Source organism: Calidithermus roseus (assembly GCF_003574095.1).
Taxonomy (GTDB): Bacteria; Deinococcota; Deinococci; order Deinococcales; family Thermaceae; genus Calidithermus; species Calidithermus roseus.
On the sequence record NZ_QWLA01000010.1, the window covers coordinates 1 to 23,795 of the forward strand.

General features: G+C 66.6%; 18 protein-coding genes. 12 read left to right on the top strand and 6 right to left on the bottom strand.

What is annotated here, in order from left to right; translation table 11 throughout:
* Nucleotides 1-523, top strand: a 523-nt coding sequence (locus Mrose_RS04060; RefSeq protein ID WP_220452279.1) for a hypothetical protein, incomplete at its 5' end; no start/stop codon positions are given.
* Between the two features lie 69 nt (nucleotides 524-592).
* On the opposite strand, the gene Mrose_RS04065 is transcribed toward Mrose_RS04060, so the two are convergent.
* The gene (locus Mrose_RS04065) at nucleotides 593-1,618 is read right to left on the bottom strand and encodes a lipocalin family protein (RefSeq protein WP_119276153.1); all 1,026 of its coding nucleotides are present in this window, start codon (nucleotides 1,616-1,618) and stop codon (nucleotides 593-595) included.
* A 117-nt stretch (nucleotides 1,619-1,735) separates the two neighbouring features.
* On the opposite strand from Mrose_RS04065, the gene Mrose_RS04070 reads away from it, so the two are divergent.
* From Mrose_RS04070 to Mrose_RS04090, 5 genes are all read left to right on the top strand, one after another.
* Nucleotides 1,736-2,500 carry a TatD family hydrolase gene (locus Mrose_RS04070; RefSeq protein WP_119276154.1) on the top strand — a complete coding sequence of 255 codons (765 nt, stop codon included), beginning with the start codon at nucleotides 1,736-1,738 and terminating at the stop codon, nucleotides 2,498-2,500.
* A 33-nt stretch (nucleotides 2,501-2,533) separates the two neighbouring features.
* Nucleotides 2,534-2,989, top strand: coding sequence for an HRDC domain-containing protein (locus Mrose_RS04075; protein WP_119276155.1), 456 nt, complete (start codon nucleotides 2,534-2,536; stop codon nucleotides 2,987-2,989).
* A 197-nt stretch (nucleotides 2,990-3,186) separates the two neighbouring features.
* Nucleotides 3,187-4,458, top strand: coding sequence for an aspartate--tRNA(Asn) ligase (gene aspS / locus Mrose_RS04080; protein WP_119276156.1), 1,272 nt, complete (start codon nucleotides 3,187-3,189; stop codon nucleotides 4,456-4,458).
* 73 nt (nucleotides 4,459-4,531) lie between these two features.
* Nucleotides 4,532-7,006 carry a hypothetical protein gene (locus Mrose_RS04085; protein ID WP_119276157.1) on the top strand — a complete coding sequence of 825 codons (2,475 nt, stop codon included), beginning with the start codon at nucleotides 4,532-4,534 and terminating at the stop codon, nucleotides 7,004-7,006.
* Nucleotides 7,007-7,093: 87 nt separating this feature from the next.
* Entirely contained in the window at nucleotides 7,094-7,381 is a 288-nt protein-coding gene (locus Mrose_RS04090; protein WP_147371568.1) for a hypothetical protein, read from the top strand.
* On the opposite strand, the gene murJ is transcribed toward Mrose_RS04090, so the two are convergent.
* The 4 genes from murJ to Mrose_RS04110 all read right to left on the bottom strand — a co-directional run bounded on the left by murJ (nucleotide 7,382) and on the right by Mrose_RS04110 (nucleotide 13,762).
* The gene (gene murJ, locus Mrose_RS04095; protein WP_119276159.1) at nucleotides 7,382-8,863 is read right to left on the bottom strand and encodes a murein biosynthesis integral membrane protein MurJ; all 1,482 of its coding nucleotides are present in this window, start codon (nucleotides 8,861-8,863) and stop codon (nucleotides 7,382-7,384) included.
* 73 nt (nucleotides 8,864-8,936) lie between these two features.
* Nucleotides 8,937-11,666 carry an AAA family ATPase gene (locus Mrose_RS04100; protein WP_119276160.1) on the bottom strand — a complete coding sequence of 910 codons (2,730 nt, stop codon included), beginning with the start codon at nucleotides 11,664-11,666 and terminating at the stop codon, nucleotides 8,937-8,939.
* Nucleotides 11,667-11,769: 103 nt separating this feature from the next.
* Nucleotides 11,770-12,924, bottom strand: a complete 1,155-nt coding sequence (locus Mrose_RS04105; RefSeq protein ID WP_119276161.1) for a metallophosphoesterase family protein — start codon at nucleotides 12,922-12,924, stop codon at nucleotides 11,770-11,772.
* Nucleotides 12,925-13,054: 130 nt separating this feature from the next.
* On the bottom strand, nucleotides 13,055-13,762 hold the full coding sequence (locus Mrose_RS04110; protein WP_119276162.1) for a hypothetical protein: 708 nt from the start codon (nucleotides 13,760-13,762) through the stop codon (nucleotides 13,055-13,057).
* Nucleotides 13,763-13,966: 204 nt separating this feature from the next.
* Between Mrose_RS04110 and Mrose_RS04115 the strand changes: the two genes are divergently transcribed.
* Both Mrose_RS04115 and Mrose_RS04120 read left to right on the top strand, forming a co-directional pair.
* Nucleotides 13,967-14,419 carry a GNAT family N-acetyltransferase gene (locus Mrose_RS04115; RefSeq protein WP_119276163.1) on the top strand — a complete coding sequence of 151 codons (453 nt, stop codon included), beginning with the start codon at nucleotides 13,967-13,969 and terminating at the stop codon, nucleotides 14,417-14,419.
* 5 nt (nucleotides 14,420-14,424) lie between these two features.
* Nucleotides 14,425-14,634 carry a heavy-metal-associated domain-containing protein gene (locus Mrose_RS04120; protein ID WP_119276164.1) on the top strand — a complete coding sequence of 70 codons (210 nt, stop codon included), beginning with the start codon at nucleotides 14,425-14,427 and terminating at the stop codon, nucleotides 14,632-14,634.
* A gap of 72 nt (nucleotides 14,635-14,706) precedes the next feature.
* On the opposite strand, the gene Mrose_RS04125 is transcribed toward Mrose_RS04120, so the two are convergent.
* Nucleotides 14,707-15,219 carry a hypothetical protein gene (locus Mrose_RS04125; protein ID WP_119276165.1) on the bottom strand — a complete coding sequence of 171 codons (513 nt, stop codon included), beginning with the start codon at nucleotides 15,217-15,219 and terminating at the stop codon, nucleotides 14,707-14,709.
* Between the two features lie 356 nt (nucleotides 15,220-15,575).
* On the opposite strand from Mrose_RS04125, the gene acnA reads away from it, so the two are divergent.
* The 4 genes from acnA (at nucleotide 15,576) to Mrose_RS19610 (ending at nucleotide 23,791) form a co-directional block, all read left to right on the top strand.
* Nucleotides 15,576-18,314: an aconitate hydratase AcnA gene (gene acnA, locus Mrose_RS04130; RefSeq protein ID WP_119276166.1), complete on the top strand. Its 2,739-nt coding sequence runs from the start codon at nucleotides 15,576-15,578 to the stop codon at nucleotides 18,312-18,314.
* 219 nt (nucleotides 18,315-18,533) lie between these two features.
* The gene (locus Mrose_RS04135; RefSeq protein ID WP_119276167.1) at nucleotides 18,534-19,955 is read left to right on the top strand and encodes a glutamate synthase-related protein; all 1,422 of its coding nucleotides are present in this window, start codon (nucleotides 18,534-18,536) and stop codon (nucleotides 19,953-19,955) included.
* Between the two features lie 13 nt (nucleotides 19,956-19,968).
* Entirely contained in the window at nucleotides 19,969-21,285 is a 1,317-nt protein-coding gene (locus Mrose_RS04140; protein WP_119276168.1) for an FMN-binding glutamate synthase family protein, read from the top strand.
* A complete protein-coding gene (locus Mrose_RS19610; protein WP_119276169.1) occupies nucleotides 21,272-23,791 on the top strand; it encodes a GltB/FmdC/FwdC-like GXGXG domain-containing protein in 2,520 nt (839 codons plus the stop codon). The genes Mrose_RS04140 and Mrose_RS19610 overlap by 14 nt, the downstream gene beginning before the upstream one ends.
* Nucleotides 23,792-23,795 lie beyond the last annotated feature (4 nt).

The window sequence follows — 23,795 nt, forward strand, 5'->3', positions numbered from 1 at the left end:
CTCCAACCCCCCTGCGGACCCGGTGACTGCTGCCAAAGGCCCGCTCTCGGCTCCAGCCCCAGCACCACGCCCCCAGAAACCCCAGCAGCCGACCATTGACCCCGACAGCCTGTGGCTTCAGGGGCTCCTGGAGCACCATCACCGCCTGGTCAAGCAGGCCCTGCGGGAGCTGCGGCCCGTCACGGCAGGGCTCGAGCTCACCGAGGCCGTGGCTCAGGGTCTGCTGCCGAGGATGGGCCACGCCGGAAACATCGAGTACGTCATCAAGGACAACGTGGCCCGCGCGCTGGTGCAGGGGTATTTCATCCACTGGGACATCCGCACGGGTGGGCTGGTTCCCGGCGCCGAGGCCCAGACGCTGTGGTACATGACCCGTGACCACAAGGAGCAGTTTGGCGACTCGAGCGAGCTGAAGGTGCTCGAGGAGCTGATCCAGCGCCTGCGCAAGGCGGGCAGGCTCGAGACCTTGCTGATCCAGGCCCGCACCCAGGCCGGCCTCTACGGCTCTGGCCTGCGCGGCTGAACCCAGCCGTGCCTGACATGGCCATCAGCCATCGACCATCGACTACTGGCGACTTCGGCAAGAGTTCATTCACGGGCGGTACGTGCCCGCCACGAACTCCCCCATGCCCCTGGCCTCGACGGGCTGCCCCTGCCAGCTTCCCCCGCCCTGCACCGGCCCTTCCCAGTAGGCCACCCCGGTGGAGGTGGTGAGGAGTTCCTGGTCCTGGCGTACGGGGTTTAGCTCGAGCTGTAGCCCCTCGGCTTCGACCTTCCAGGAAAGGGCGTAGCTGCGTCCGCTGGGCGAGGTCCAGCGCTTCAGCGGGGTCATGCGCAGGTCCTTCAGCTCTGCGATCCGGCCCTGTGGGTCGGTGCGGCTCCCCGCCAGTTGTACCACCTCACCCTCAGCCTGCCCGGCACTCGGTGGCTTCTTGACCCGGTAGAGCATGAGGTCGCTGCCGTCGGAGAGGTGCAGGCCGAACCAGTCCCACAAAGCTTCCCGCCCCGAAAGCTGCCCGCCCCACTGATGGTCCATCCAGGCCTCGCCCCACACCTCGCGCCCGTTGATGCGCCCCTCGAGGCCCAGCCGGGTGTAGGAGACGTAGTACATGCGCCCCACCTCCGCCGTGCCCGAGTAACCCGGCGGATGCACCACGGCAGGCTTCCTGGGGGTCAACCGCAGGTCGAGGGGTCCCGCCGTGAGACGGTAGCTGGCCCCCTGCTGGATCAGCTTCCAGTCCCCCTGCTCGATGCGTAAGGGCGGAAACTCAATGATGGCATCGCCCCTGGGAGCGTCCGGGCGAAAGTCGGAGCGCTCGTCGAAGAATTTGCGGCCCTCCCTCAGGTCGGTGACGGCCAGGTGCGAAGCGTGAAAAGGGCCAGGGTACAGCAGGCCGAGGAAGGCTGGCCCAATGCGAGGGGTGAAGTAGCCCTTGAAGATGGCCCAGTGGAAGGCAATTCCCGCCTCGGGCACATAGGCCGAGATGTACCACCACTCCACCGGCGAGGGATTGGGGCCCCAGTTGTCGGCTTGCGGTGCGCGGACGGGATCCACTTCCTGCAAGGCCGGAACACAGGCGGCCAGAAGCAGCATGAGGCTGAGCCATAGCGGCTTCATGGGGCCATTTTAGCGAGGAGCGGGTACCGGCCTCAGGGTGTCCCTACAACCGGCGTTTGGCGCGTTGCGTACGGCGTACGACCCCACGACCATCAGCGTACCTTTAGGCTATTGAGCGTGACCGACACCCACTGCCACCTCGACTACCTCGAGCCCTCCGAACTCGCCTTGGCCCTCGAGGCGGCCCAGGGCTTCCAAGCGATGCTGAGCATCGGCACCGAGCCCGCGAAGTCGCGCCATAACCTCGAGATCGCCCACTCCGCCCCCAACGTCTGGGTAGCGGTGGGCATCCACCCCACCGAGGCCGAGCGCTGGCGGGAGTTCAAGCAAGAAACCCTCGAGCTCGCCCGCCATGAGCGGGTGCGGGCCATCGGCGAGAGCGGGCTGGACTTCTACTGGACCCCCCAGACCCGCCCCCAGCAGTACCAGGCCCTCGACTGGCAGGCCGAGTTGGCCGCGGAGCTCGAGCTTCCCCTCATCCTGCACGTGCGCAGCGCTAAGGACGATGACCGGGCCGAGCGAGAGGTGGCCGAGTGGCTAAAGCTCAACCGTCCTCCCAGGGTCGTGCTGCACGCCTTCGGCGGGCATCCGGCGCTGGTGGAGGCGGGGCTCGAGCTTTCCGCCTACTTCGGCTTCGCCGGCCCCCTCACCTACAAGAAAAACACCCAGATGCGAGAAGTGGCGCGGCAACTGCCCCTGGAGCGCCTGCTGGTCGAGACCGACACCCCTTTCCTGCCCCCCGAGCCCCACCGGGGCAAGCGCAACCAGCCTGCCTACGTGCGGCACACACTCGAGAAGCTGGCCGAGGTGCGCGGGCTGAGCACTGTGGAGATGGAGCGAATCACCGACGCCAACGCCCGGCGCTGCTTTGCCTTCGCCTGAGGCCACGGCACGCTGGTGAGTTAGAATACCTCCATGCGTTGCCAAGCTTTCACCATCCGCCTCGACGAGCGGCAAAGCCTGGACCTGAGCCGGCTCAACGACTTCCTCGAGCGCGTCCAGCCCATCCAGGTTTCCAGCGCCCTGGTCTCGGGCTCCGCCCCGGTGTGGTCGGTCCTGGTGTTTTATGAGGGCGAAACCCCCAAGGCTAAGGAGGGGCTCGAGAAGCCCCTGCCCGAAGCATCTGCGAAACCCCGCCCCACCGCCACCAACGACGCGCTCTATCAGGCTTTGCGCGAGTGGCGCTGGCAAAAAGCCAAAGCCGAGGGCGTGCCCCCCTACGTCATCGCCCACGACGCCCAGCTCGCCGCCATCGCCGACGCCCTGCCCTCCACCCCCGAAGAGCTCACCCAGATCAAGGGCTTCGGGCCCCGCAAGACCGAACGCTACGGTGAGGAAATCCTGGCCTTGGTCAGGGAAAAGACGAAGTAAAAGTTTTGCGTAGGACGTACAGCGTATGACCCACAAAGGCCTCCTTGACCAGGCGAGAACAGCCACTTAGACTATCGGGCAAGATGTTGCGCCGTTGGGACGACAATCCATAGCGGGGGGAGCGATTCCGACCCCCCGGTGCCTTGTTGTACCGGGGGTTTTTTCAATGCCCGCCAGCGGCCTTTTAGGAGAAGCAGATGTCACGCACACTGGTCAAGGAAGTGCCAAACAAGATCGGCGAGAAAGTTACCCTGCAAGGCTGGCTGCACTGGAAGCGCGACCTAGGCGGCATCCAGTTCGCCCTGCTGCGCGACCGCACGGGCATCGTGCAGGTCGTGGTGGAAAAGGGCGTGGACCTACCTCTGGCCGAGTCCTGCCTGCGCGTTACGGGCCAGGTGGTGCACAACGCCAAGGCTCCGGGAGGTTACGAGGTGCTGGCCAACGGCCTCGAGGTGCTCACCCCGGCCCTCGAGCCCTCCCCCATCGAAATCCCCAAGGAGGAGTGGCGCGTCAACCCCGAGACCCTGCTCGAGTACCGCTACGTGAGCCTGCGGGGGGAAAAAGCCCGCGCCGCGCTCAAGGTGCAGGCCGCGCTGGTGCGGGGCTTCCGCAGCTTCCTCGACGCGCAGGGCTTCACCGAGATCTACACCCCCAAGATCGTCTCCGCCGGAGCCGAGGGCGGCAGCAACCTCTTCGCCATCGACTACTTCGAGCAGCGGGCCTACCTGGCGCAGTCGCCCCAGCTCTACAAGCAGATCATGGTGGGGGTGTACGAGCGGGTCTACGAGGTGGCCCCGGTCTTTAGGGCCGAGCAGCACGCCACCAGTCGCCACCTCAACGAGTACCTCTCCCTCGACGTGGAGATGGGCTTCATCGAAAGCGAGCACGACGTGATCGACCTCGAGGAACACCTGCTCAGGGCCATGCTCGACGAAGCCCGCGAGGCAGCGGCGGATGAAGCGACGATGCTGGAGGTAGCGTGGCCCAACACCGCCGAGATGCCGCGCCTGGAGCACTCCGAGGCCCGCCGCATCCTGCGCGAGGAGTTGGGCATGCCGGTGGGCGCCGACTTCAACGAGGAGGCCGAGCGGGCGCTGGGCCAGTGGGCTAAGGAACAGTGGGGCGTGGACTTCCTCTTCGTCACCAAGTACCCCCAGGCCGCGCGGCCCTTCTACGCCTACCCCGAGGAAGGGGGCGCTACCCGTGGCTACGACCTGCTATTCAGGGGCCTCGAGATCACCAGCGGCGGGCAGCGCATCCACCAGTACGACGTGCTGATCGAGGCCCTGAAGAAGAAGGGCAACGACCCGGCCAGCTTCGCGGGCTACCTCGAGGTCTTCAAGTACGGCATGCCTCCCCACGGCGGCTTCGCCATCGGGGCGGAGCGTCTGACCCAAAAGCTCCTGGGGCTGCCCAACGTCCGCTACGCAAGGGCTTTCCCCCGCGACCGTCACCGCCTGACGCCCTGAAGCGCCACCCTCCCCTGGCCAGGGGACGTGCACATTTGCGGGTTGTGGGTTAATGCTTTATTAGAATTGCGCCGTGCTAGGTCTGCGGCCCGGTCTTCACCCCTTGCTGCGTACTGCGCCGCGAGTGGTGGTCGCCCCTGTCGGAGTGGGCTTCGGGCAGCAGGCGCTGGCCCTGTGGGCAAGGCGCAACCATCGCGCGGTGGTAAGGGCTCCTTCCGACATTGGCCGGGAGGCGTGTTTGTTCATTCCCCAAAGGCGCCGCCAGATCGAGTCCGTCCACCTCGACGATCCGGAGGAGGGCCTGTTCTTACACGAGACCGACCTCGCCTACACCAGAGGTGAATGGCTCGCAGCCCTCGGCACGGCTCGCGAAGGTTACGCCGAAGAAAGCTACCACCTGAGCCAGGGCTGGCCCGAGGGCTTGCTGATCGCCGCGCAACTCTCCGAGCGCCAGGATGCCATTCCCTTGCTCCACCATCCCCTCGCCCAGGCCCACCTCGGGCGCTTCATCCCCAAGGACGTCAACCGCGACACCCTCAGCCGCCTGGCCTCGAGCCCCCTCCTCATCCCCGAACTCTACGACTTCCTCGACCTCACCCCCGGCCTCATCGCCGAGTTGTACGACCGGGGCCTGCTCTACGCTGCCGATCAGGGCTACCGCCTGCCTGCGCTGTTGCGCCGAGTCCTCCACCAGCCCATGTCGCCGGAGCGAGCGCTCGAGCTCGCCCAGCTTCTGGCCTCGAAGCACCTGCACGACCCCGCCCTGGAGATTCTCCGCGAGCACCAGCTGTGGGAAGCGTACCTCGAGCTCATCGTCGAAACCTACGCGCCCAGGACCGGAGTCCAGGTCCTGCGCGAGCGCTTGAGCCAGGTTCCGCTCAGCCACCGGGGCCTCGAGGCCTATGAATACCTCACGGCGCTGTTGCAGCGCTCCTCAGGAGACATCGAAGGCGCAGCCCGGCGACTGCAAAGCCTTCAGCAGAGAGCTTCTCCCAGGCTTCAAGCGTGGATCATCAACGCCCTGGGGGTCGCCTATGGAATGCAGGGAGACTGTGCCAGGGCCGCCAAATACTTCGAAAGAGGCCTGGCCCAGACCCAGGTCTCCCTCGTTCACGGGCGTCTGCTGCACAACCTGGGAATCGCGCGGCTACACCTGCACCGCTACCGCGAGGGGGCGGAGGCTTTAGCGAAAGCCGTATCCTTGTACCGCGAGCTCGGCAACCACGCAGAAGAAGCTCTGAGTGCTGAGAACCTGGCAAATGCCAAGGTATTCGAGGGGTATCCCCTCGTGGCTTTAGCCGAGTTCAGCCGTTTATCTCCCATCCACCTAAGCCCACTGGCCCAGGTCAACATGGGGCGGGCCTACATCCAGCTCGGCGAGCTCGAGAAAGCCAGGCAGGCCCTGCTGAGGGCAAGGTTGAAGGCAAGCGAGGCGGACAACCAACGCGCGGTCAAATATTCCGAGATCGTCCAGGCGCAGGTGGCGTTGCTGGAGGAGCAGCCAGAGCTGGCCTATGGCCTGGCCAGCGGCGTGCTCCACGCGACCCAGGAAGCCGACTTACGCGGAGAGGCCCACCTCGTGCGCAGCCAGGTCGAGTTCCGGCGCGGCAACCTCGAGGCCGCACGGGAAGAGCTGGCCCATGCCGCCAATATCACCTTCAGCCACAAAACCGAGGCCGTGCGCCAAGGCCTGAGACCGCTCGAGCCCACCCTCGAGGAAGCCCGCGAAGCCGGGGCGACGTTCGACGTAGCCCAGTTGCTCATGCTCAAAGGCGACCTGACCTCCCTGAGGGAAGCCCTCAGCCTCTGCCAGCAGAACGGCTACGGGCTGCTCCTGAAACATCCCTTCTACAGCCATCACTGGCTGCCCCTGATCAAGGCCGATCCGTCCTGCTGGGCTGCCTTCCCCCTCAGCATCCAGACCTTCGGGGGGTTCAGGGTCTCCTTCCTGGGCAAGACCCTCGACCTGTGTGGCTTTCCAACCAGGAAAATCGCCGCCCTGCTGCTGGCCCTAGCGCTGCACGCCCGGCCACAAAACCGCGAGGTGCTGGCTGAGCAATTGTGGGCAGAGCTGAACCACCCGCTCGATTCGCTCCAGAACGCCGTTTCCAAGCTGAGAAGCCTGCTTCTCCCCCAGCTCATCAGCTCGAGCAAAAGCCAGTTGTCGCTCAACTTCCCCGTCGTGCTCGACTACCTGGAGTTCGTCAAGCAGGCGAGGGCATTTTTGGAAACTTCTGAGCCGGGACTCGAGGACTTCATCCAGCGTCACAGCGAACCCTGGCTTCCTGAGCTGGCCGACCTCTTTCCCTTAGAGCGCTCCGAGGTCGAACGCTACCAGCACGAGCTGTGGGCGATGGTGGCCGAGCAGCAGGAGCAGAAGCATTCGCCTCTGGCAGTAGTGGCCTACCGACACGCCCTCGCCCTCGACCCGTACTCCGAGCGTGCCTGGCAGGGGCTCATCGCCGCGTACGAAAGGCTCGACAACCCGGAGATGGCAGCCAAGGCGCGGCGCAGCATGGCCGAAGCCCTGCGAGAACTCCGCGATTGAGTGGTTTTGGCTTCATTTTAGCCTCGAGCCATAGGCTCTAGGCGGGTAGCTCCACGACCCCCTGAACTACTGCTCTTGGAGGAGGCAATGGGTTCGGACCAAATAAGCTTCGTGATCTGCTTCGAGAATGCCGGTGCGTCGTTTGAGGTCTTGCTCTCACGCGGGGAAGCTCCTCGGCTTTCCAAAGCGCTGTGCCGTGCCGAACAGCTCTGCGAGAAGACGGGCTGGAGATTGCTTCGGGTCGAGGACCGCCTCAGCGGGGAAGTGCTCGAGCCCTGCCCCAAATGCCTGGAGGAAGAAGCCCAGGACCTCGTATGCAGCCACTGTCAGGGGAAAGCCTACGTGAGCGCCTCCCCTGCCGAACAGGCCGCCTGATCAGCGGCCCAAGCGCAGAGGCAGGCGCAGCAGGCGCGCAAACGCGACAAACACACCCGCTCCCACCAGCCCCCCCACCAGCAGGGGGGGCAGGTTGCTGAGGAAGAGTTCGGGCGTGCCGAAGGGACGGGCCACCAGATAGGCCAGCAGCCCTGCCGGAGCCGCCGCGCCCACAACCTTCAGCAGTAGCCTCAACAGCCAGTGCACCGAGAGGATCGAAAGCCGCTCGAGCCGCCCTACATAAGCCAGGAGGCCCACCAGACCGGCCACCGCCGTGGAGAGGTTGAGCCACAACAGCCCCGCGTCGCGCAGGAGCCAGTACCCCAGGGTATTGAGGGCGAAGATGACCGCCGAAACCTGCACCGCCCGCCGGATCTCGCCTGTGGCGTAGAAGGCCCGCAGCATGAGCTGGTTGATCCCCCAGGGGAGCAGGGCAAAGCCATAGGCCAGCAACACCGCCGCCGTGAACTTCCGCACCGTGGGGTCGAGCCCGCCAAAGGAGAAGACCGCCCCCACGATCCAGGGGGCCAGTGCCGCCAGCATGGCTCCGGCAAAACCCAGCAGAACGCCCAGGCGCTCGATCGAGCGCTCGAGCAGGCTCCTTATCCCCGCATAGTCCTGGGCATTGCCCATTTGGACCAGGCGGGGATAGAGGGCCATGGCCGGGGATACGGCCAGGATGCCCAGCGCCGTCTGGAAGATCACCTCCGCATTGATGAATGCGGTCTGGGCCCCCACCGCATAGCGGGTGAGGACATTGGTCAGCACCAGGTTGAGGAACTGGCGCAGGCTGGTGGTGAAGGCAAAGGGCCCCATGCGCCATAGAGCCTCCCGAACCGCCCTGTGCCCCTTCAACTCCAGCCGGAACCCCTTCAGCGAGGGCAGCAACACGACCGCCTGCACCATCGCCCCGAGGGTGTAGGACAGCGCCAGCGCGGTAGCGCTCCCCGGCCAGATGAGCATGATGATGATCGAAACCACGTTGAGCGCCAGAGGCGCGAAGGCTACCAGTCCAAAACGCTCCTGCGACTGCAAAAAGGCCGAAAACAGAGCGGCCATCGAAATGAACAGCAGAAACGGCATCACCAGGCGGATCTGGTAGACCAATAGTTCGAAGCCGGGCCCACGGGCGAAGGGACTCGAGGAATCCACCAGCAAATCCGCGATCCAGGGGGCTAGCAGCAGCCCCAGGCCCAGCAGCAACAGGTTGAGGGCAAACAGCAGCGCGGCAAAGCGCCGCTTGAAGACCTCGCCTTCGTCGGCTGGGAGGGCGCTCAGGACCGGCACCAAAGCGTTGGTAACCGCGCCCTCGGCCACGAGTTCGCGAAACAGGTTGGGAACGCGGGTGGCGATGTTGAAGGCATCGGTCAGCAGGGGTGCAAACAGGTTGTTGATGACGATCTGGCGCACCAGTCCCAGCACGCGGCTCGAGAAGGTGCCCAGCATGGTGATGGCAGCATTGCGCAGGATTCGGCTCGACAAGGCAGCACCAACCCAGGCGGCTATTCTAAGGCCACCCCAACAAAGCACAAATAGACCTGCGGGGACTTACCCATCAGTCATCCGACCAGCGAATCCTGCTCCCGGCAGGGCTCTTCTCCACCCTGAGCCTAGCGGGCAATCGCTCGGCGAGAGCTTCCACGTGGGTCACCACCCCCACCAGCCGACCCCGTGTGGGCAGGGCTTCCAGCACGCCTGCGACCTGCTCGAGGGTCTCTACATCCAGCGTGCCGAAGCCCTCGTCGAGGAACAGCGCGCCCATGCGGCCTTTGGAGAGGTGTTCAGAGAGGGAGAGCGCCAGCGATAAGGAGGCCAGGAAACTCTCGCCGCCCGAGAGCGTGCGTACCGTGCGCACCGACTCGGTCCAACGGTCTTCGACGGCGTACTCGCTGTCCTCCAGGCGGAAGGCATAGCGTCCTTGTGAAAGCTCGTTCATGAGTTCGCTGGCCCGCTGGAGCAGGCCCGACTGGTAGCGCTCGAGGAGGAAGTCCTGGAAGCGGTCGCCCCGCAGGTCGCGCTCGAGCCGCTCCCACACGTCCACCTCACGCACCAGCTTGGCTTGCTGGGCCTCGAGTTCGCGGCGGCGGCGGAGTTGGTCTTCGGCGCGCTTGAGGTCGGCCTTGAGCCCTTCGGCCCTGCCGTGAGCGGCGCGGGCTCCCTGGCGCAGGGCCTCCAGGGCTTCGCGCTGGAGGCGCACGCTCGCCTCGTCCACCGGCTCTAGCCCCTCCAGCTCCCGCTCCAGCCGCCTGAGCCCCTCGGCGATAGCGATGCCCTCGCGCTCGTGCTCCTGGCGGCGCTGCTGGAGGGCCTGACGCTCGGCGGCGCTCAGGCGGGCCGCGCGGACGGCCTCGAGCCCATCGAAACCGGTCTCGCCCAGGAGCAAAGCCAGGCTGGTCTCCAGGCGCTCGAGGGCACGCTGACGTTCCTGGAGCACTTGGGCCTGGGCCGTGAGCTGGCGCTCGGCCTCGGCCAGCCGGGCCTCGGCTTCAGCCAGGCGCTCCTGGGCGGCCTGGAGTTCGGCCACCCGCTTCTGCAGGCCCGCCTTGAAGCGCCCCACCCCCTCTCCTCCCGTGGCCTGGCGAATTTCCTCCGCCAGACCGGCCAGCATGCGGGTTCGCTCGTCCTCCAGGGCCTCCGGCGAGCCGGAAAGGCCGGACCTGAGCTGCTCAACCTCACCCGCCAGCCGCCCGCGCTCCCGCAAGCGCGCCGAAAGTCGCTCCTGCTCCTCGGGCAGGCTCTGTGCGAGGGTCTTGAGCGAACCCCGCTTCTCCTGGAAGGCGTTGCGAAGCTCCTGCAACTGCTGCTCAGCTCGAGCGAGTTCGAGGCCGAGCCGCTCCAGGTCGGGCATCTCCCTCGGCGGGGGGAGCACCGCCACCGCCTGCTCGCACAGCGGGCAGGCCTCGCCCGCACGGAGCAGGTGGCGGTGTGCGAGAACGCCGGCTTTGCGCTGGGCTTGCTCGAGCGCGGTCTTGGCCTGCTCGTGGAGCCGGGCGGCCTCCTGGCCCTCGTCCTTCAGGCGCTCGAGGTCGGCTTCGAGGCGGGTCTTTTCCGCCTGCCGCTCCTCCAGGCGGGACTGCTCCTTCGCCAGTTCTCCCTCCAGCCGGGCGAGCTGGGCCTCGAGCTTCTTCAGCTCTCCCCACCGCCGTTCGGACTCGCGCAGGGTCTCGAGCCGGTCTTCGTCGAAGGGCAGGGGATCGGGCCTCGACAGGCTCAGGCTCCCGCCGTAGCGGGTGAGCCGGGTTTCCATGGCCTCCAGCACCGGCAGCCGGGCGAGCTCGCCCTTAGCGGCCTCGAGCGCCGCCGGGTCGCAACGCTCGCGCAGCCCCTCCACCTCAGCCCGCAGGCGCTCGAGCCCCTTCTGCCATCGCGCCAGATCGGCCAGAGCGGTCTCGGCCTCCTTGCGGGCTACCTCTACGCCCTCCACCTGGGGCCACACCCGCTCGGCCTGATCGGCCCGCTCCAGCCGCTCCCGCAGGCGCCCCATCTCCTCCTGCTCGCCCTCCCAATTCCGCTGCCTTCGCCGCAGGCCATCCAGCTCGTTGAATTTCTCGTAGCGCTTCTCGGCCTCCGCCAGGGCCCTTTGGGCGCGCTCGGCCTCGCGGGTGAGCCGGACCTCCTCGGCCTCGAGCTGCCGAATCTCCTCGCGCATGGCCTCCAGGCGGCCTTCCTCGGCCTCACCGAGCCCCTGCAGCTCTCCCTCCAGCCGCCCCAGCTTCTCCCGGGCCTCCTTGAGGTGTTCTCCCACCCGCTCGCGCATATCCCGCAGGCGCTCGAGGCCGTAGAGTTTCATCAACAGCTCGCGCCGCTCCTTGGGCACCCCCCGCAGGAAGAGGTCAAACTGGCCCTGCGGCAGCAGGATGGCCCGGGTGAAGGTGGAGAAGTCCATCCCCCCCATCAGGACCAGCAGCTGGTTGTTGAGCGCACTCACCTTCTCCGAAGCAGGGTGGGTGCGCCAGTCTCCGCGCTCGAGGTACTCCAGGCGGCTTTGGTTCTCCTTGCCGATCACCCGCACGACGCGCCAGGTCTGGGGGCCAGCCGGATCGGGAAGGCTGAACTCGAGTTCGACCTTGGCCTGCTCAGCCGCCGGATGGCGCAGGCTGTTGTGCCCCTTGGCCCCCGCCCGCGGTGTCTCGCGGTAAAGCGCGAAGGTGATCGCATCCAGCAAGGTGCTCTTCCCCGCCCCCGTCGGCCCGGTGATGGCGAAAAGCTCGACATCGTCGAACTGGACCTCCTGCGGCTCGAGATATGAGCCAAAGCCCTGCACCCGCAATTTGAGGGGCCTCATGATGGCCTCCTCGAGGGGTCGATGATCAGGAGAGGTCGAGGGCTGGTGGCTCGCGGCTCGCAGTCATCGACCTTCAGCCTTTGGCACTGGGCGCTCGGCGTCCTCATAGCCCTTCTCCCGCGTGAACTTCCTCGTAGACCTGCTGGAAAGCCCTGAGCAGGCTCTCATCCGGCTCGGCGGCGTAGGTCTCGCGCGAGTACTCGCCATAGGCCTCGAGCCAGTCCCATTCCTCGGGCACCGGGGCCTGGACCCTGCCGCGCTCAGCCTCGGGCACTTCGAAGATCACGTCCAGCAGCTGGGGGAAACGGCGGAACAACTCCTCCCGCAGCCGCGGGTTGCCCCTCCCTTCGATCACCAGCTTGGCCCAGCCGGGGAAGGTCTGTAGCTCCTCGAGGCGGCGGTCGAGATCCTCCACCCTCACGCGGAAAGTGCGTAGCGGTTTGCCCCAACGGGCTTCGACCGGGTGGACCTTAGGCGGCACCCCGGCCTCCACTTCGACGATCAGCGCTCCACGAGGCGCGCTTTCCCCCTCACCGAAGTCGAGCTGCACCAGCGAACCCGGATACCAGGCCACCGGAGCCTCCGAAACCTGCTGCTGGCGGTGGATGTGGCCCAGCGCCACGTAGGCGAGCTGCTGGGGAAAGGCCGACTTCTCCACGGCGTAGCTGTTGGTGCAGTGAAACTCGAACTCGCCCCCGCCCAGGCGGCTGCCCTCGACGGTGAGGTGGGCCAGCATCAAGTTGATGCCCCCTCCCAGCTCGGTGGCCAGGTTGGCGAAGACCTTCTTCATCCCCTCGGAGTAAGCGCCCTTCCACAAGGTGCCGTCGCCCTCGAGCAGCATCTGGGCCCTGACCAGCCGCCGCTCGGACAAAAAGGGCAGCATGGCGGCCTTCCCTCCCGCCACCTCCACCACTCCGCCCCGGCCCGCCAGCCGGACCTCGCCCCTCACGGTGACCCCGGCCAGCGACAGCAGGGGCGCGATGGCCTCCAGACGCTCCCTCGAGTCATGGTTCCCCGCGATCACCAGCGCCGGAACCTTCATTTCCTGAAGCCGGTAGAAAAAGCCAAAGGCCGCGGCCTCAGCCTCGGTGGTGACCTGGGGCCGGTCGAAGAGGTCGCCCGCAACCAGTACCAGCTCGATGCGCTCAGAACGAACCAGCTTGAGCAATTCTTCCAGCGCCGCCGCAATCTCGCCCGTTCGCTCGGTGCCCTTGAGCAACTTGCCCAAGTGCCAATCAGCAGTGTGCAGAATCCGCATTGCTGTATTAGGTTACTTCATATAGCTGCAGGCAGAAAGCTAAGGGCTCGAGGTCGTACGTTATACGTCCTACGGCGTACGTCGGGTGATTGAAAGCTTTTCTCCACGAGCCCCAGGCCCCCGGCGCCCCTCACCAGCACAGCGCCTCGGTGTAGGACTCGAGGCCGAAGTGGTGGATCACCCGCTCGACCCGGCCCACCTTGCCGTCGAAGCCGGGGCCGCAGGCGAAGAGCTCGACCCCTGGGGTCAGGCAGGGCTGCAGGCCCTCGAGGCGGACCTTGGCCTGGTGTACGTAATACTCGGCCAGTGGAACCTTCTCGGCATAGACGGGCCAGGTCTCCTCGCCGACCCAGACCAGTCCCTTGTTGTCCATGCGCCAGGTCCTGTTGAGGTTGACCATCAAGGCCTCGAGGGCCTGGTAGGCCACGCCTTCCTGGCGGTACCAGTTGGGCAGCACCGCCGTGGTCTGCACGCTGCCAATGCGTTCATCCACCTCGGCCAGGAGATCCTCGATCACCTGGGTGGCCCTTACCCGGCCATAGTGCCTGGCCGGGACGTCACGCGACAGCCCCCCGCTACCCCCCACCAACCTCAAGCGCCAGACGCCCTGCTCCTCGAGCACCGACAGCACGCTCATGTAGAACTCGGGGCCGTACTCCATGTCCAGCACCACCGGTTGCCCCACCTCGGGCCTCGAGGCCGAAGCGCTCGCCTTGAGGATCATCTCGGCCACCGGGCGACCGATGCGCGGCAAGACGATCCGCCCGCTCAACACCGGGCGGTAGTTGAGCAGCAGCGAGGAGGCGGGGAACTCCCTGGTAGGACTAGGCGAGCGCATAACCCAGTAAAATCAGCGCAATTATATGCACCAAGTGCATTCTCTGCATCGTAACTAAAGCATAACTGAAGACCGATATGAGGGCGAAGAACACAGAAGGCGCGTGGTGAGAAGGGCGACGTCCGGCGTTGGACGCCTTGCATTTTGCGTACAATGCACGACTCCTGGCGTTGGGCCTTCGGCATTTAACGTTAGGCTTATCCCATGATCTGCCGCGACATCCAGGAATCCGACTTCGAGGCGCTGGGGGCTCTCGAGCGCGAGCTTCTGGGCCAGCAACCCACCCACCGCTACCGCTGCACCCCTGGGGCCCTGCGCTTTTTCTCCCGCAGCGGCCACTCCTTCGTGGCCGTAGAAGCCGACGAGATCGTGGGCGTGGCCCTGGCGCAGGCGGTGTGGCAGGGCGATCAGGTCACGGTGCTCATCACCCGGCTGCTCTCACGCAGTGATGCGGCTATCCGGGCCCTGCTGGGCGCGGTGGTCAAGTCGGCCTACGATGCTGGGGTCTACGAAGTGGCCATGCACGTCGATCCCAACAACCCAGCCATGTGTCAGGCCCTGCAGGACCACGGCTTCCAGCTGGGCCCTCTGGTGCTGGGGGTGCGGGTGCTGGGCAGCCGGGGCGAACGGGGCGAGGTGGCCGGAGTCTTAGAATGACAACCATGAACCGGGTCTTGATTGGCATTCGAGGCGTGGAGCTACCTGAGCAGATGGAGAAGATCCTCAACGCCCTGAGAGCCCTCGAGGGTGTCCAGCGAGCCGAACAGGCCACGCTAGGACAGGTCGAGGTGGAGTACGACCCCTACCGCCTCACCGTCATGGACCTCATCCGCAGCATCCGTGAGCAGGGTTTCCTGGCCGGGATGTTGTGAGAGCGATGAGAAGGATTGAAGGCGGGTGGCTCGTGGTCATCAGCCTTCGGCGTTTGGCTATCAGCTATCGACCTACTCCGGGCTATCCATGCGGGTGAACTCGAGCACCCCACGCGGGATAGGCTTCTTCCACAACTCACCCATGCACACCTGGTTGGGCTCCCGCCCGGTGAGCTTGAGGGTCACGACGAACTTGTCCCACTCCCATTCGGCAAAGGGGTAGAGCACGCCGCCGTTGGAGGAGACGGGTGGGGTGCCCAGTTGCCGCGAGAGGTGCTGCTTGATCAGGGCGAAAGCCTGCTGGGCATCCACCCCGAGCTGCTTGATGTCGGGGAAGAACTGCGCGTAGCGCAGGCGGCGTGGCTCGCCCTCACCCTCGTGCTCCAAGCGCACGAACTTGCAGTGCAGGCCCACCGGGATGCCTCCCAGAATTCGGTGCCCCTCCCACACCAGCGTGCGCTTGTCGGTGCGGTAGTTCTCCAGACCCAGGTGCATGCGGGCGGTGCCGCTGACGCACAACCAGGGCAGCAGAACATTGGCGCTCTCAATATAGATTCCTTGATCCAGGCGGTACGGCTGATCCATACTGCCGTCATTTTATTTCGCTCGCCCGAAGGAGTTCTCTGGCAAATAAACCTTCGCCAGGCCGAAGCTCGCAGCAGATCAACATCTCAATCTCACACGCCCACCGCCCAGTGCTTCCCAGCATTGCGCGCAAAGCGCCGGAGGGCTTAGAATCAATGCGCTTGAGGTTGGGCGCACCCGCCCTGGCACCCAAACCAGACCCCCGAAAACCCATGCGGTCGTCTCACCGCGCCTTCACCAGCCCTTTCAAGGGCCCTTACGTAATCCAGCCCAATGTAGCTGGCGAGGCAGGGGGCGTAGAATCGTGGGTACTCGGCTTGGCTTTCGTGCTGGTTTGAGCGAAGAGAGGAGTGTGTATGGCTTACCGCGACGAATTTGGCGCACGCAAGAGCCTGTCCACCCGGGCAGGCGAGGTGTTCTACTACGACATCCTGGAGCTCGAGCGGCAGGGCATCGCCCAGGTGTCCAGGCTCCCTTTCTCCATCCGGGTGATGCTGGAGAGCCTGCTGCGCAACGAAGACGGCTACAAAGTCACCAAAGACGACGTGGTAGCGCTGGCGAAGTGGCAGCCCGACCCCGGCGAGATCAACGTGCCCTTGATGCTGGCGCGGGTGATTTTGCAGGACTTCACCGGTGTTCCGGCGGTCGTGGACCTCGCCGCCATGCGCGACGCGGTGGCCAAGCTGGGCGGTGACCCTGAAATGATCAACCCCACCGTCCCCGTGGACCTGGTGATCGACCACTCGGTGCAGGTGGACTTCTTCGGCACCGCCTACGCCTTTGCTCAGAACGTCGAGTTGGAGTACAAGCGCAACGAAGAGCGCTACCGGCTCATCAAGTGGGGCCAAAACGCCCTCAAGGGCTTCCGCGCCGTGCCGCCGGGCACGGGGATCGTGCACCAGGTCAACCTCGAGTACCTCGCCAGCGTGGTCATGCGCCAGAAGTCCGAGGATGGGCGGGTTTACGCCTTCCCCGACTCGCTGGTGGGCACCGACAGCCACACCACCATGATCAACGGCCTGGGCGTACTGGGCTGGGGCGTGGGCGGCATCGAGGCCGAGGCGGTGATGCTGGGCCAGCCCTACTACATGCTCGCGCCCAGGGTGATCGGTTTCAAGCTCCACGGCGAGCTGCCCGAAGGCGCTACCGCCACCGACCTGGTGCTGCGCGTAACCGAGATGATCCGCAAGCACGGCGCGGTGGGCAAGTTCGTGGAGTTCTACGGCCCCGGCGTTTCCAAGCTGCCCCTGGCCGACCGCGCGACCATCGCCAACATGAGCCCCGAGTACGGCGCGACGATGGGCTTCTTCCCCATCGACGAGGAAACCCTGGCCTACCTGCGCCTCACCGGACGGCCCGAGGAGCTCGTAGACCTGGTAGAGCGCTACGCCAAGGCCACCGGGTTGTGGCGCACCGACGACGCGGCCCCGGTATACAGCGAGCACCTCGAGCTCGACCTCTCCACCGTGATCCCTGCCCTCGCCGGCCCCAAGCGCCCGCAGGACCGCGTCAACCTCTCCGACGTCAAGCGCTCCTTCCGCGAACACCTGACCAAGGACGTCAAGGAGCGCGGCTTCGGCCTCTCCCCTGAGCAGTTGGATCGCAAGGTCACGGTCCGGCGGGGCCGCGACGAGTTCGATCTGACCCACGGCTCGGTGGTGATCGCCGCGATCACCTCCTGCACCAACACCTCCAACCCCTCGGTGATGCTGGGCGCGGGCCTGCTGGCTAAGAAAGCGGTGGAAGCTGGCCTCTCCACCCAGCCCTGGGTCAAGTCAAGCCTGGCTCCTGGCTCTAAGGTGGTCACCGAGTACCTCGACGCTGCCGGGCTGACGCCCTTCCTCGAGGCCCTCAAGTTCCACACCGTGGGCTACGGCTGCACCACCTGCATCGGCAACTCCGGCCCGCTGCCCGAGGAGATCTCCAAAGGCGTGAAGGAGGGTGACCTGGTGGTGGCGGCGGTGCTCTCGGGCAACCGCAACTTCGAAGGACGCGTGAACCCCGACGTGAAGGCCAACTACCTGGCTTCGCCCATGCTGGTGGTGGCCTACGCTCTGGCCGGGCGCATGGACATCGACTTCACCAGCGAACCCCTCGGCTACGACCCCAACGGCAAGCCGGTCTTCCTCAAGGACATCTGGCCCAGCCAGGAGGAGATCAAGGAAGTCGTCCACAAGACCCTCGACGCCGAGATGTTCCGTCGCCAGTACGCCACCGTCTTCGAGGGCGACGAGCGCTGGAAAGCCCTCCCCGCCCCCACCGGCCAGCTTTACCAGTTCGACCCGAGCAGCACCTACATCCAGAACCCCCCCTTCTTCGAGAACCTGGGCGCAGCCCGCGAAATCTCCGACATCAAGGGTGCCCGCGTGCTCTTGCTGCTAGGCGACTCCATCACCACCGACCACATCTCCCCTGCCGGCAACATCGCCAGGAACTCCCCCGCCGCCCGCTACCTCATGGGCCACGGCGTCGAACCTGCCGATTTCAACTCCTACGGCAGCCGGCGCGGCAACCACGAGGTGATGATGCGCGGCACCTTCGCCAACATCCGCATCCGCAACCTGATGCTCGAGGGCGTGGAGGGCGGCTACACCAAGAAGTTGCCCAAGAGCGAGGTGGGCAGCGAACCCGGAAGTGGCGAGCAGATGTTCGTCTACGACGCGGCCATGCAGTACAAGGCCGAGGGCGTGCCACTGATCGTGATCGGCGGGATCGAGTACGGCAACGGCTCCAGCCGCGACTGGGCCGCCAAGGGCACCTATTTGCTGGGCGTGAAGGCCGTCATCGCTCAGAGCTTCGAGCGCATCCACCGAAGCAACCTGGTGGGCATGGGCGTGCTGCCCCTGGAGTTCAAAGCCGGAGCCAGCGCCGCCTCCTTAGGCCTCACCGGCTACGAGGCCTACGACATCCTGGGCCTCGAGGACCTGACCCCCGGCAAGGAACTCACCGTCATCGCCCGCAAGGCCGACGGCAGCGAGGTCAGCTTCAAGGTGACCGCCCGCATCGACACCCCGGTGGAGGTGGACTACTACAAGAACGGCGGCATCCTCCAGACGGTGCTGAAGAACATGCTCGAGGAGAAGGCTAAAGCTTAGAGCAATTCCCACGAATGCCCCTCACGGCGCGATTGGCTGTGAGGGGCAAATCACTCCCCGCGCGCGGGGAGTGATTTGCGCTTGAGCGGGGACCTGCCGGATGTTGGGTACGTCGCACCTTTCAGGGCAAAGGTAAGCCCAGTTCCCAGGCCAGCGAAGGCTGCGCGCTATGATGAATCCAAGGAAGCGCGCCTGGGAGCACGCTTGGCGGGGTGAGCCATGCTCGAGACCCGTGTGCCCGAGGAGGCCCCCCTGGGGTCGGAGAGGGGCTACCGCCGCTATCACATCCTCACCCGGCCAGCACCGGAGCGCTTTCCTATTCCCCCGCGCTTTAGGGTCCGGGTCAAGAAGCACCGGCTCGTGGCCCTGGTGTTCAAAGAGCTCCTGGAGTACCGGGGCAACCTGAAAGTAGCCCTCTCCCGCCCCTGCGTCTATGGGGTCTTCGGCGGGCCCCTGGGGGGCCTGACCCCCAGGGAGCACCTGTGCGTGGGCTGCCTGCGCTGCTGCGTGCAATACCCCGAGGTGGTGCAGATCCAGCCCAATCCCCTGCGAAAGCGGCTGGGGGATAGCTATCTGAGGCCGGAGTACGTGGACACCCTGCTCTACGAAGCCCGCACTGGCCGGGTTCCGGTGCGCGGGGCCGGCTGGCGGGGGGCTTTCGGTGGCGAGGGCTGGGACAGCATGTGGACCGACATGTCGGAGATCGTGCGCCCCACGCGCGACGGCATCCACGGGCGGGAGTTCATCTCCACCCAAGTGGACCTGGGCGAGAAACCGGGCTTTCTTCGCTTCGATGCTCGGGGCGAACCTACCGGTCCCCTGCCACGGGTGGTCTCGCTGCCGTTGCCCTTCCTCTTCGACGCCCCACCCCCCACGGCTCCCCCACCACTGCTGGAGGTGTTGAGCGAGGCCGCCCGCCGGCTGGGCACCCTGGCCATCCTGCCCCTCCCGGTCTGCCTGGAGTGGGGCTTGCAGGGCTCCTGGGTGGTGCCCGTGGTGAGCGAGGCCGATTGGGGGGAGATGGAGCGGATGCGCTGGAGGCCCCAACTCGTCGAGCTCGAGGGCTGGCACCCTGGGCGCTACGCCGAGCTGCGGCGGCGCCTCGAGGGGAGCGTGGTGGCAGTGCGCGTACCCATGCACGCCGACCTGTCTGCGATGGTGCAGGCGGGGGTCCGAGTCTTCCACCTCTGCGCCGACTACCACGGGACTTCGGGCGGGCGCTTCGCCGCCGGCCTCCTGCGCGAGACCCACGCGCGGCTGGTGCAGGCCGGGCTGCGCGAGGAGGTCAGCCTGCTGGGCAGCGGCGGCGTGGTGATGGCCGAGCACGTACCCAAGGCCATCCTCTGCGGCCTGGACGCGGTGGCCCTGGACACCGCCCTCTGGGTGGCCTTGCAGGCCCGCTTCGAGGGGGAGTGCCGCTCGCGGAGGGAGGCGCGGGTGGAGTTTCCCTCGTTGGAGCCCTCCTGGGGCGTCCAGCGGCTGTTGAACCTGGCCAATTCCTGGCGCGACCAGTTGCTGGAGGTGCTGGGTGCCATGGGCCTGCGCGAGGTGCGGCGGCTTCGGGGCGAGTTGGGTCGGGCGATGTTCCAGGAGGAGCTCGAGCACGAGGCCTTCGCGGACATCGAGGGCTACGCCGGCTGAGGGGGAGGTGTCCATGCCGGAGCGCTCAGAATCGGTAGCCAAGCACATAGAAGCCCTGCACCGGGGCTTTGACCTCTGGCCCACCCTCCCCTTCCACCCCCCGGCCCTGGGCGACGCCCGCTGGACCGAGGAACTCATCCTCTCCACCTGGGTGCAGGCCCAGACTGGGCGCCCTCCGGCCAGCGGGTTGGAGTACCGCGTGGGCCGCTCGAGAGGGGGCTTCGACTGCCTGGAGTTCAGTTTCCTGCCCGAAGATCGCTGGCTCGCGGAGGAGGCTCCCATCGACACCTCGATTCCCCTCAACCGGCGCAGCGACGGGCCCCAGCCCAGAATCGAAATCCCGGTGCCCTGGTACGGGGCTGGCATGTCCTTCGGCTCGATCAGTGAGCAGGTCATGCTGGCAAGGGCCAAGGCGGCCCAGCGCTGGCGGACTTTTACCTGCACCGGCGAGGGGGGCTATCCCGAGTCACTCTTGCCCTACAAGGAACACGTGATCACCCAGGTGGCCACCGGCATGTTCGGGGTGCGCGAGGAGACCATCCTGTGGGCCCCCATCGTGGAGTTCAAGTACGCCCAGGGGGCCAAGCCAGGCCTGGGCGGGCACCTCCTGGGCGACAAGGTCACCGCCGCGGTGGCCCGCATGCGCGAGAGCCTGCCCTGGGTTTCGCTCTTCTCGCCCTTTCCCTTTCACTCGGTCTACTCGGTGGAAGACCACAAGAAGCACCTCGACTGGATCAGGGCCATCCACCCCCAGGCCCTCCTCTCGGTCAAGGTTTCCACCCCCAACGACGTGGACATGGTGGCGGTGGGCAGCTACTACGCGGGGGCCCACATCCTGCACCTCGACGGGGGCTACGGCGGCACCGGTGCTGCCCCAGAGATCGCCAAGAAGAACATCGCCATGCCCATCGAGCTGGCCATCCCCAAAGTGCACCGCTTCCTCGAGCACGAGGGCATTCGCGACGAGCTGGTGCTCATGGCTTCGGGCGGCATCCGCACGGCCTACGACCTGGCCAAGGCCATCGCCCTGGGAGCCGACGGGGTGGTGCTGGGCACCGCCGAGTTAGTGGCCCTGGGCTGCACCCGCTGCGGCAACTGCGAGCGGGGACGGGGCTGCCCTTTCGGTCTCACCACCACCGACCCCGAGCTCTCCTTGCTGGTAGACCCCGAGTGGGGGGCCGAGCGCATCGGCAAGCTCTACGCCTCGTTCGAGTTCGAGCTTCGGGAGATCCTGCGCCGCCTGGGCCTGAGCAGCGTGCGCGCCCTGCGCGGTCGCACCGACCTGCTGCGCTACCGCAGGGCAGAAGGAGGCCCCGATGGGACTGCCTGAATCCCTGATCGCCTCGAGGCCCCTCCTCCGTGAAGCCCTCCCTACCCGCAAGGGCGAGGCCGAGGGGGGCTGCGGGGTCATTGGCCTGGCGGCCTCGGTGCCGGTGGCAGGGCGACACCTGTTGCAGGCCCTGGTCCAGATGAAAAACCGGGGCAACGGCAAGGGAGGTGGCATCGCCGCAGCCGGCCTGGACCCCACCTTCTTCGGGGTCAGCCAGGAATTGCTGGAGCAGGACTACCTGCTGGCGATAGCCTACCTCGACGGTACCGCCCAAGCCGAGGTGGAGGGTTCCCTCGAGACCACTTTCCTCCTCGAGCACGCCCTGAGTCTGCCCACCCTGCCCGATCCCCGCGTCCTGGGCCTGGAGGCTCCCCCGCCCGCGGTGCGCTGCTACTTCGCCCGAGTGCGGCCCGAAGTGCGCGCGCGCTTCATGCAAGCCCATGGCATCACCGAGGAGGCCGCCGCCGAGGACGAGGTGGTCTACCAGCACAGTTACCGGCTCAACCGCGCCTTCTACGCTTCGGAGGGGGAGAAGCGGGCCTTTGTGTTCTCGCACGGCAAGAACCTGCTGATCCTGAAGCTGGTGGGCTACGGCGACGACGTGGTGCGCTACTACCGGCTGGAGGACCTCCGGGCTCAGGTCTGGATTGGCCACCACCGCTACCCCACCAAGGGCAAGGTCTGGCATCCCGGCGGGGCCCACCCCTTTTTGGGCATGCACGAGGCGTTGGTGCACAACGGCGACTTCGCCAACTACGCCTCGATGGTGAGCTACTTGGCCCAGCGGCGCATCTACCCGCTGTTCCTGACCGACACCGAGGTAGCGGTGCTGCTCTTCGACCTCTACCACCGGGTCTACGGCTACCCCCTGGAGTACGTGATCGAGGCCCTGGCCCCCACCACCGAGCGCGACTTTACCCTGCTGCCCCCGCAGAAGCGGCGCATCTACCGGATGCTCCAGGCCGTCCACCTGCACGGCTCCCCCGACGGCCCCTGGTTCTTCCTCATCGCCCAGTCGCTGCCTCGAGAGCGTACCTTCCGGCTCATTGGCATCACCGATACCTCCATGCTGCGCCCCCAGGTGTTCGCCTTGCAGCAGGGGGTGGCTGGCATCGGCCTGGCGGCCTCGGAAAAGCAGGCCATCGACGCGGCGCTGGAGAGCCTGGCCCAGGAGGACCGCCGCTTCTGGCCCCACGCCGACCGCTACTGGAACGCCCGCGGCGGCAGCCACACCGACGGGGGAGCTTTCATCTTCACCGTGGAGCGTGGCTCCTTCCTCTGCACCGACAAGTTTGGCCGCCCCATCCAGGCCGATCCCCTCAAGCAACCTCCGCTCCCCTGGCCGCCGGTCGTCCGGCGGGCCCGCCCCCCCGAGCTACCGCCGGCGGAACTCTACGCCTGGTTCGTGCGCAAGCTGCCGGAGTGGGGTTACGGCGACCTCGAGGCCCTCCTGGACGAACTAGTGCGCGGCGCGACCTGCGACCAGGAGCGGCAGTGGGCCCTCCAGACCCTCACCCTGCTGCTCGACCGTCGCTACCCCACCGGCGGCCTGAAGCCCAGCGCCGTGCGCTGGCTGCTCGAGCAAACCCTCTCCCGCTTCCTCGAGCACATCCGCCAGGCTCCCTCTCCGGGCTACCGCTGGCTGGGCCAGGGGGCACCGGTGCCCGAGCCCGAGCCCGAGGCCACGCTGGTCCTCGACGCCAGGGGTTACCCCTCGGAGGGTGCGGACTCACTGGCCCGCACCCTGGTGGAGCTCTACCGACGGGGCTTCCGCCGCTTCCTGCTGGCCCACACGCGGGGCCAGCGCTTCGTGGGCTGCGGCCTGGGAGCGGCCTCCCACGGGGTGCACATCGACGTGTACGGCTCGGTGGGAGACTACCTGGGCTCCGGCCTGGACGGGGCCGAGATCACCGTGCACGCCAGCGGCCAAGACCAGCTGGCCCAGATCCTCAAGGATGGCCGACTGGTGGTCCACGGCGACGTGGGCCAAACCTTCATGTACGCCGCCAAGGGGGGTGAAGCCTACATCCTGGGCAACGCCGCCGGGAGGCCCCTCATCAACGCGGTGGGCAGCCCGCGGGTGGTGATCAACGGCACCGCCCTGGATTACCTGGCCGAGTCCTTCATGGCCGGAGACCCCTTGCAGGGCGGGGGCTTCGTGATTTTGAACGGGGTCTACTTCGACGAGGACGGCTCCTTGCGCGACCTAGACACCCCCTATCCCGGCGGCAACCTCTTCTCGCTGGCCTCCGGGGGGGCCCTCTACGTGCGCGACCCTCACCGGAGGCTGAGTGAGGAGCAGCTCAATGGCGGCGAGTTCGCTCCGCTCGGCAGGGCCGATTGGGAGCTGATAAGGCCCTACCTCGAGCACAACGAGCGCCTCTTCGGCATCCCCCTCAGCCGCCTGCTGGACGGGCGCGAGCCCGGCGAGGTCTACCGCAAGGTCCAGCCCGCCGGGCATCAGGCCCTGCTACCCGAGGAGGCTTGGGTACGCAAGGAGGCCTGAACCC

Bases quoted from the DNA above. Each gene is read 5' to 3' on its own strand.
- Mrose_RS04065 (WP_119276153.1), bottom strand. From the start codon at position 1,618: ATGAAGCCGCTATGGCTCAGCCTCATGCTGCTTCTGGCCGCCTGTGTT.
- Mrose_RS04075 (WP_119276155.1), top strand. From the start codon at position 2,534: ATGCGTTGCCAAGCTTTCACCATCCGCCTCGACGAGCGGCAAAGCCTG.
- aspS (WP_119276156.1), top strand. From the start codon at position 3,187: ATGTCACGCACACTGGTCAAGGAAGTGCCAAACAAGATCGGCGAGAAA.
- Mrose_RS04090 (WP_147371568.1), top strand. From the start codon at position 7,094: ATGGGTTCGGACCAAATAAGCTTCGTGATCTGCTTCGAGAATGCCGGT.
- Mrose_RS04100 (WP_119276160.1), bottom strand. From the start codon at position 11,666: ATGAGGCCCCTCAAATTGCGGGTGCAGGGCTTTGGCTCATATCTCGAG.
- Mrose_RS04105 (WP_119276161.1), bottom strand. From the start codon at position 12,924: ATGCGGATTCTGCACACTGCTGATTGGCACTTGGGCAAGTTGCTCAAG.
- Mrose_RS04110 (WP_119276162.1), bottom strand. From the start codon at position 13,762: ATGCGCTCGCCTAGTCCTACCAGGGAGTTCCCCGCCTCCTCGCTGCTG.
- Mrose_RS04115 (WP_119276163.1), top strand. From the start codon at position 13,967: ATGATCTGCCGCGACATCCAGGAATCCGACTTCGAGGCGCTGGGGGCT.
- Mrose_RS04120 (WP_119276164.1), top strand. From the start codon at position 14,425: ATGAACCGGGTCTTGATTGGCATTCGAGGCGTGGAGCTACCTGAGCAG.
- Mrose_RS04125 (WP_119276165.1), bottom strand. From the start codon at position 15,219: ATGGATCAGCCGTACCGCCTGGATCAAGGAATCTATATTGAGAGCGCC.
- acnA (WP_119276166.1), top strand. From the start codon at position 15,576: ATGGCTTACCGCGACGAATTTGGCGCACGCAAGAGCCTGTCCACCCGG.
- Mrose_RS04135 (WP_119276167.1), top strand. From the start codon at position 18,534: ATGCTCGAGACCCGTGTGCCCGAGGAGGCCCCCCTGGGGTCGGAGAGG.
- Mrose_RS04140 (WP_119276168.1), top strand. From the start codon at position 19,969: ATGCCGGAGCGCTCAGAATCGGTAGCCAAGCACATAGAAGCCCTGCAC.
- Mrose_RS19610 (WP_119276169.1), top strand. From the start codon at position 21,272: ATGGGACTGCCTGAATCCCTGATCGCCTCGAGGCCCCTCCTCCGTGAA.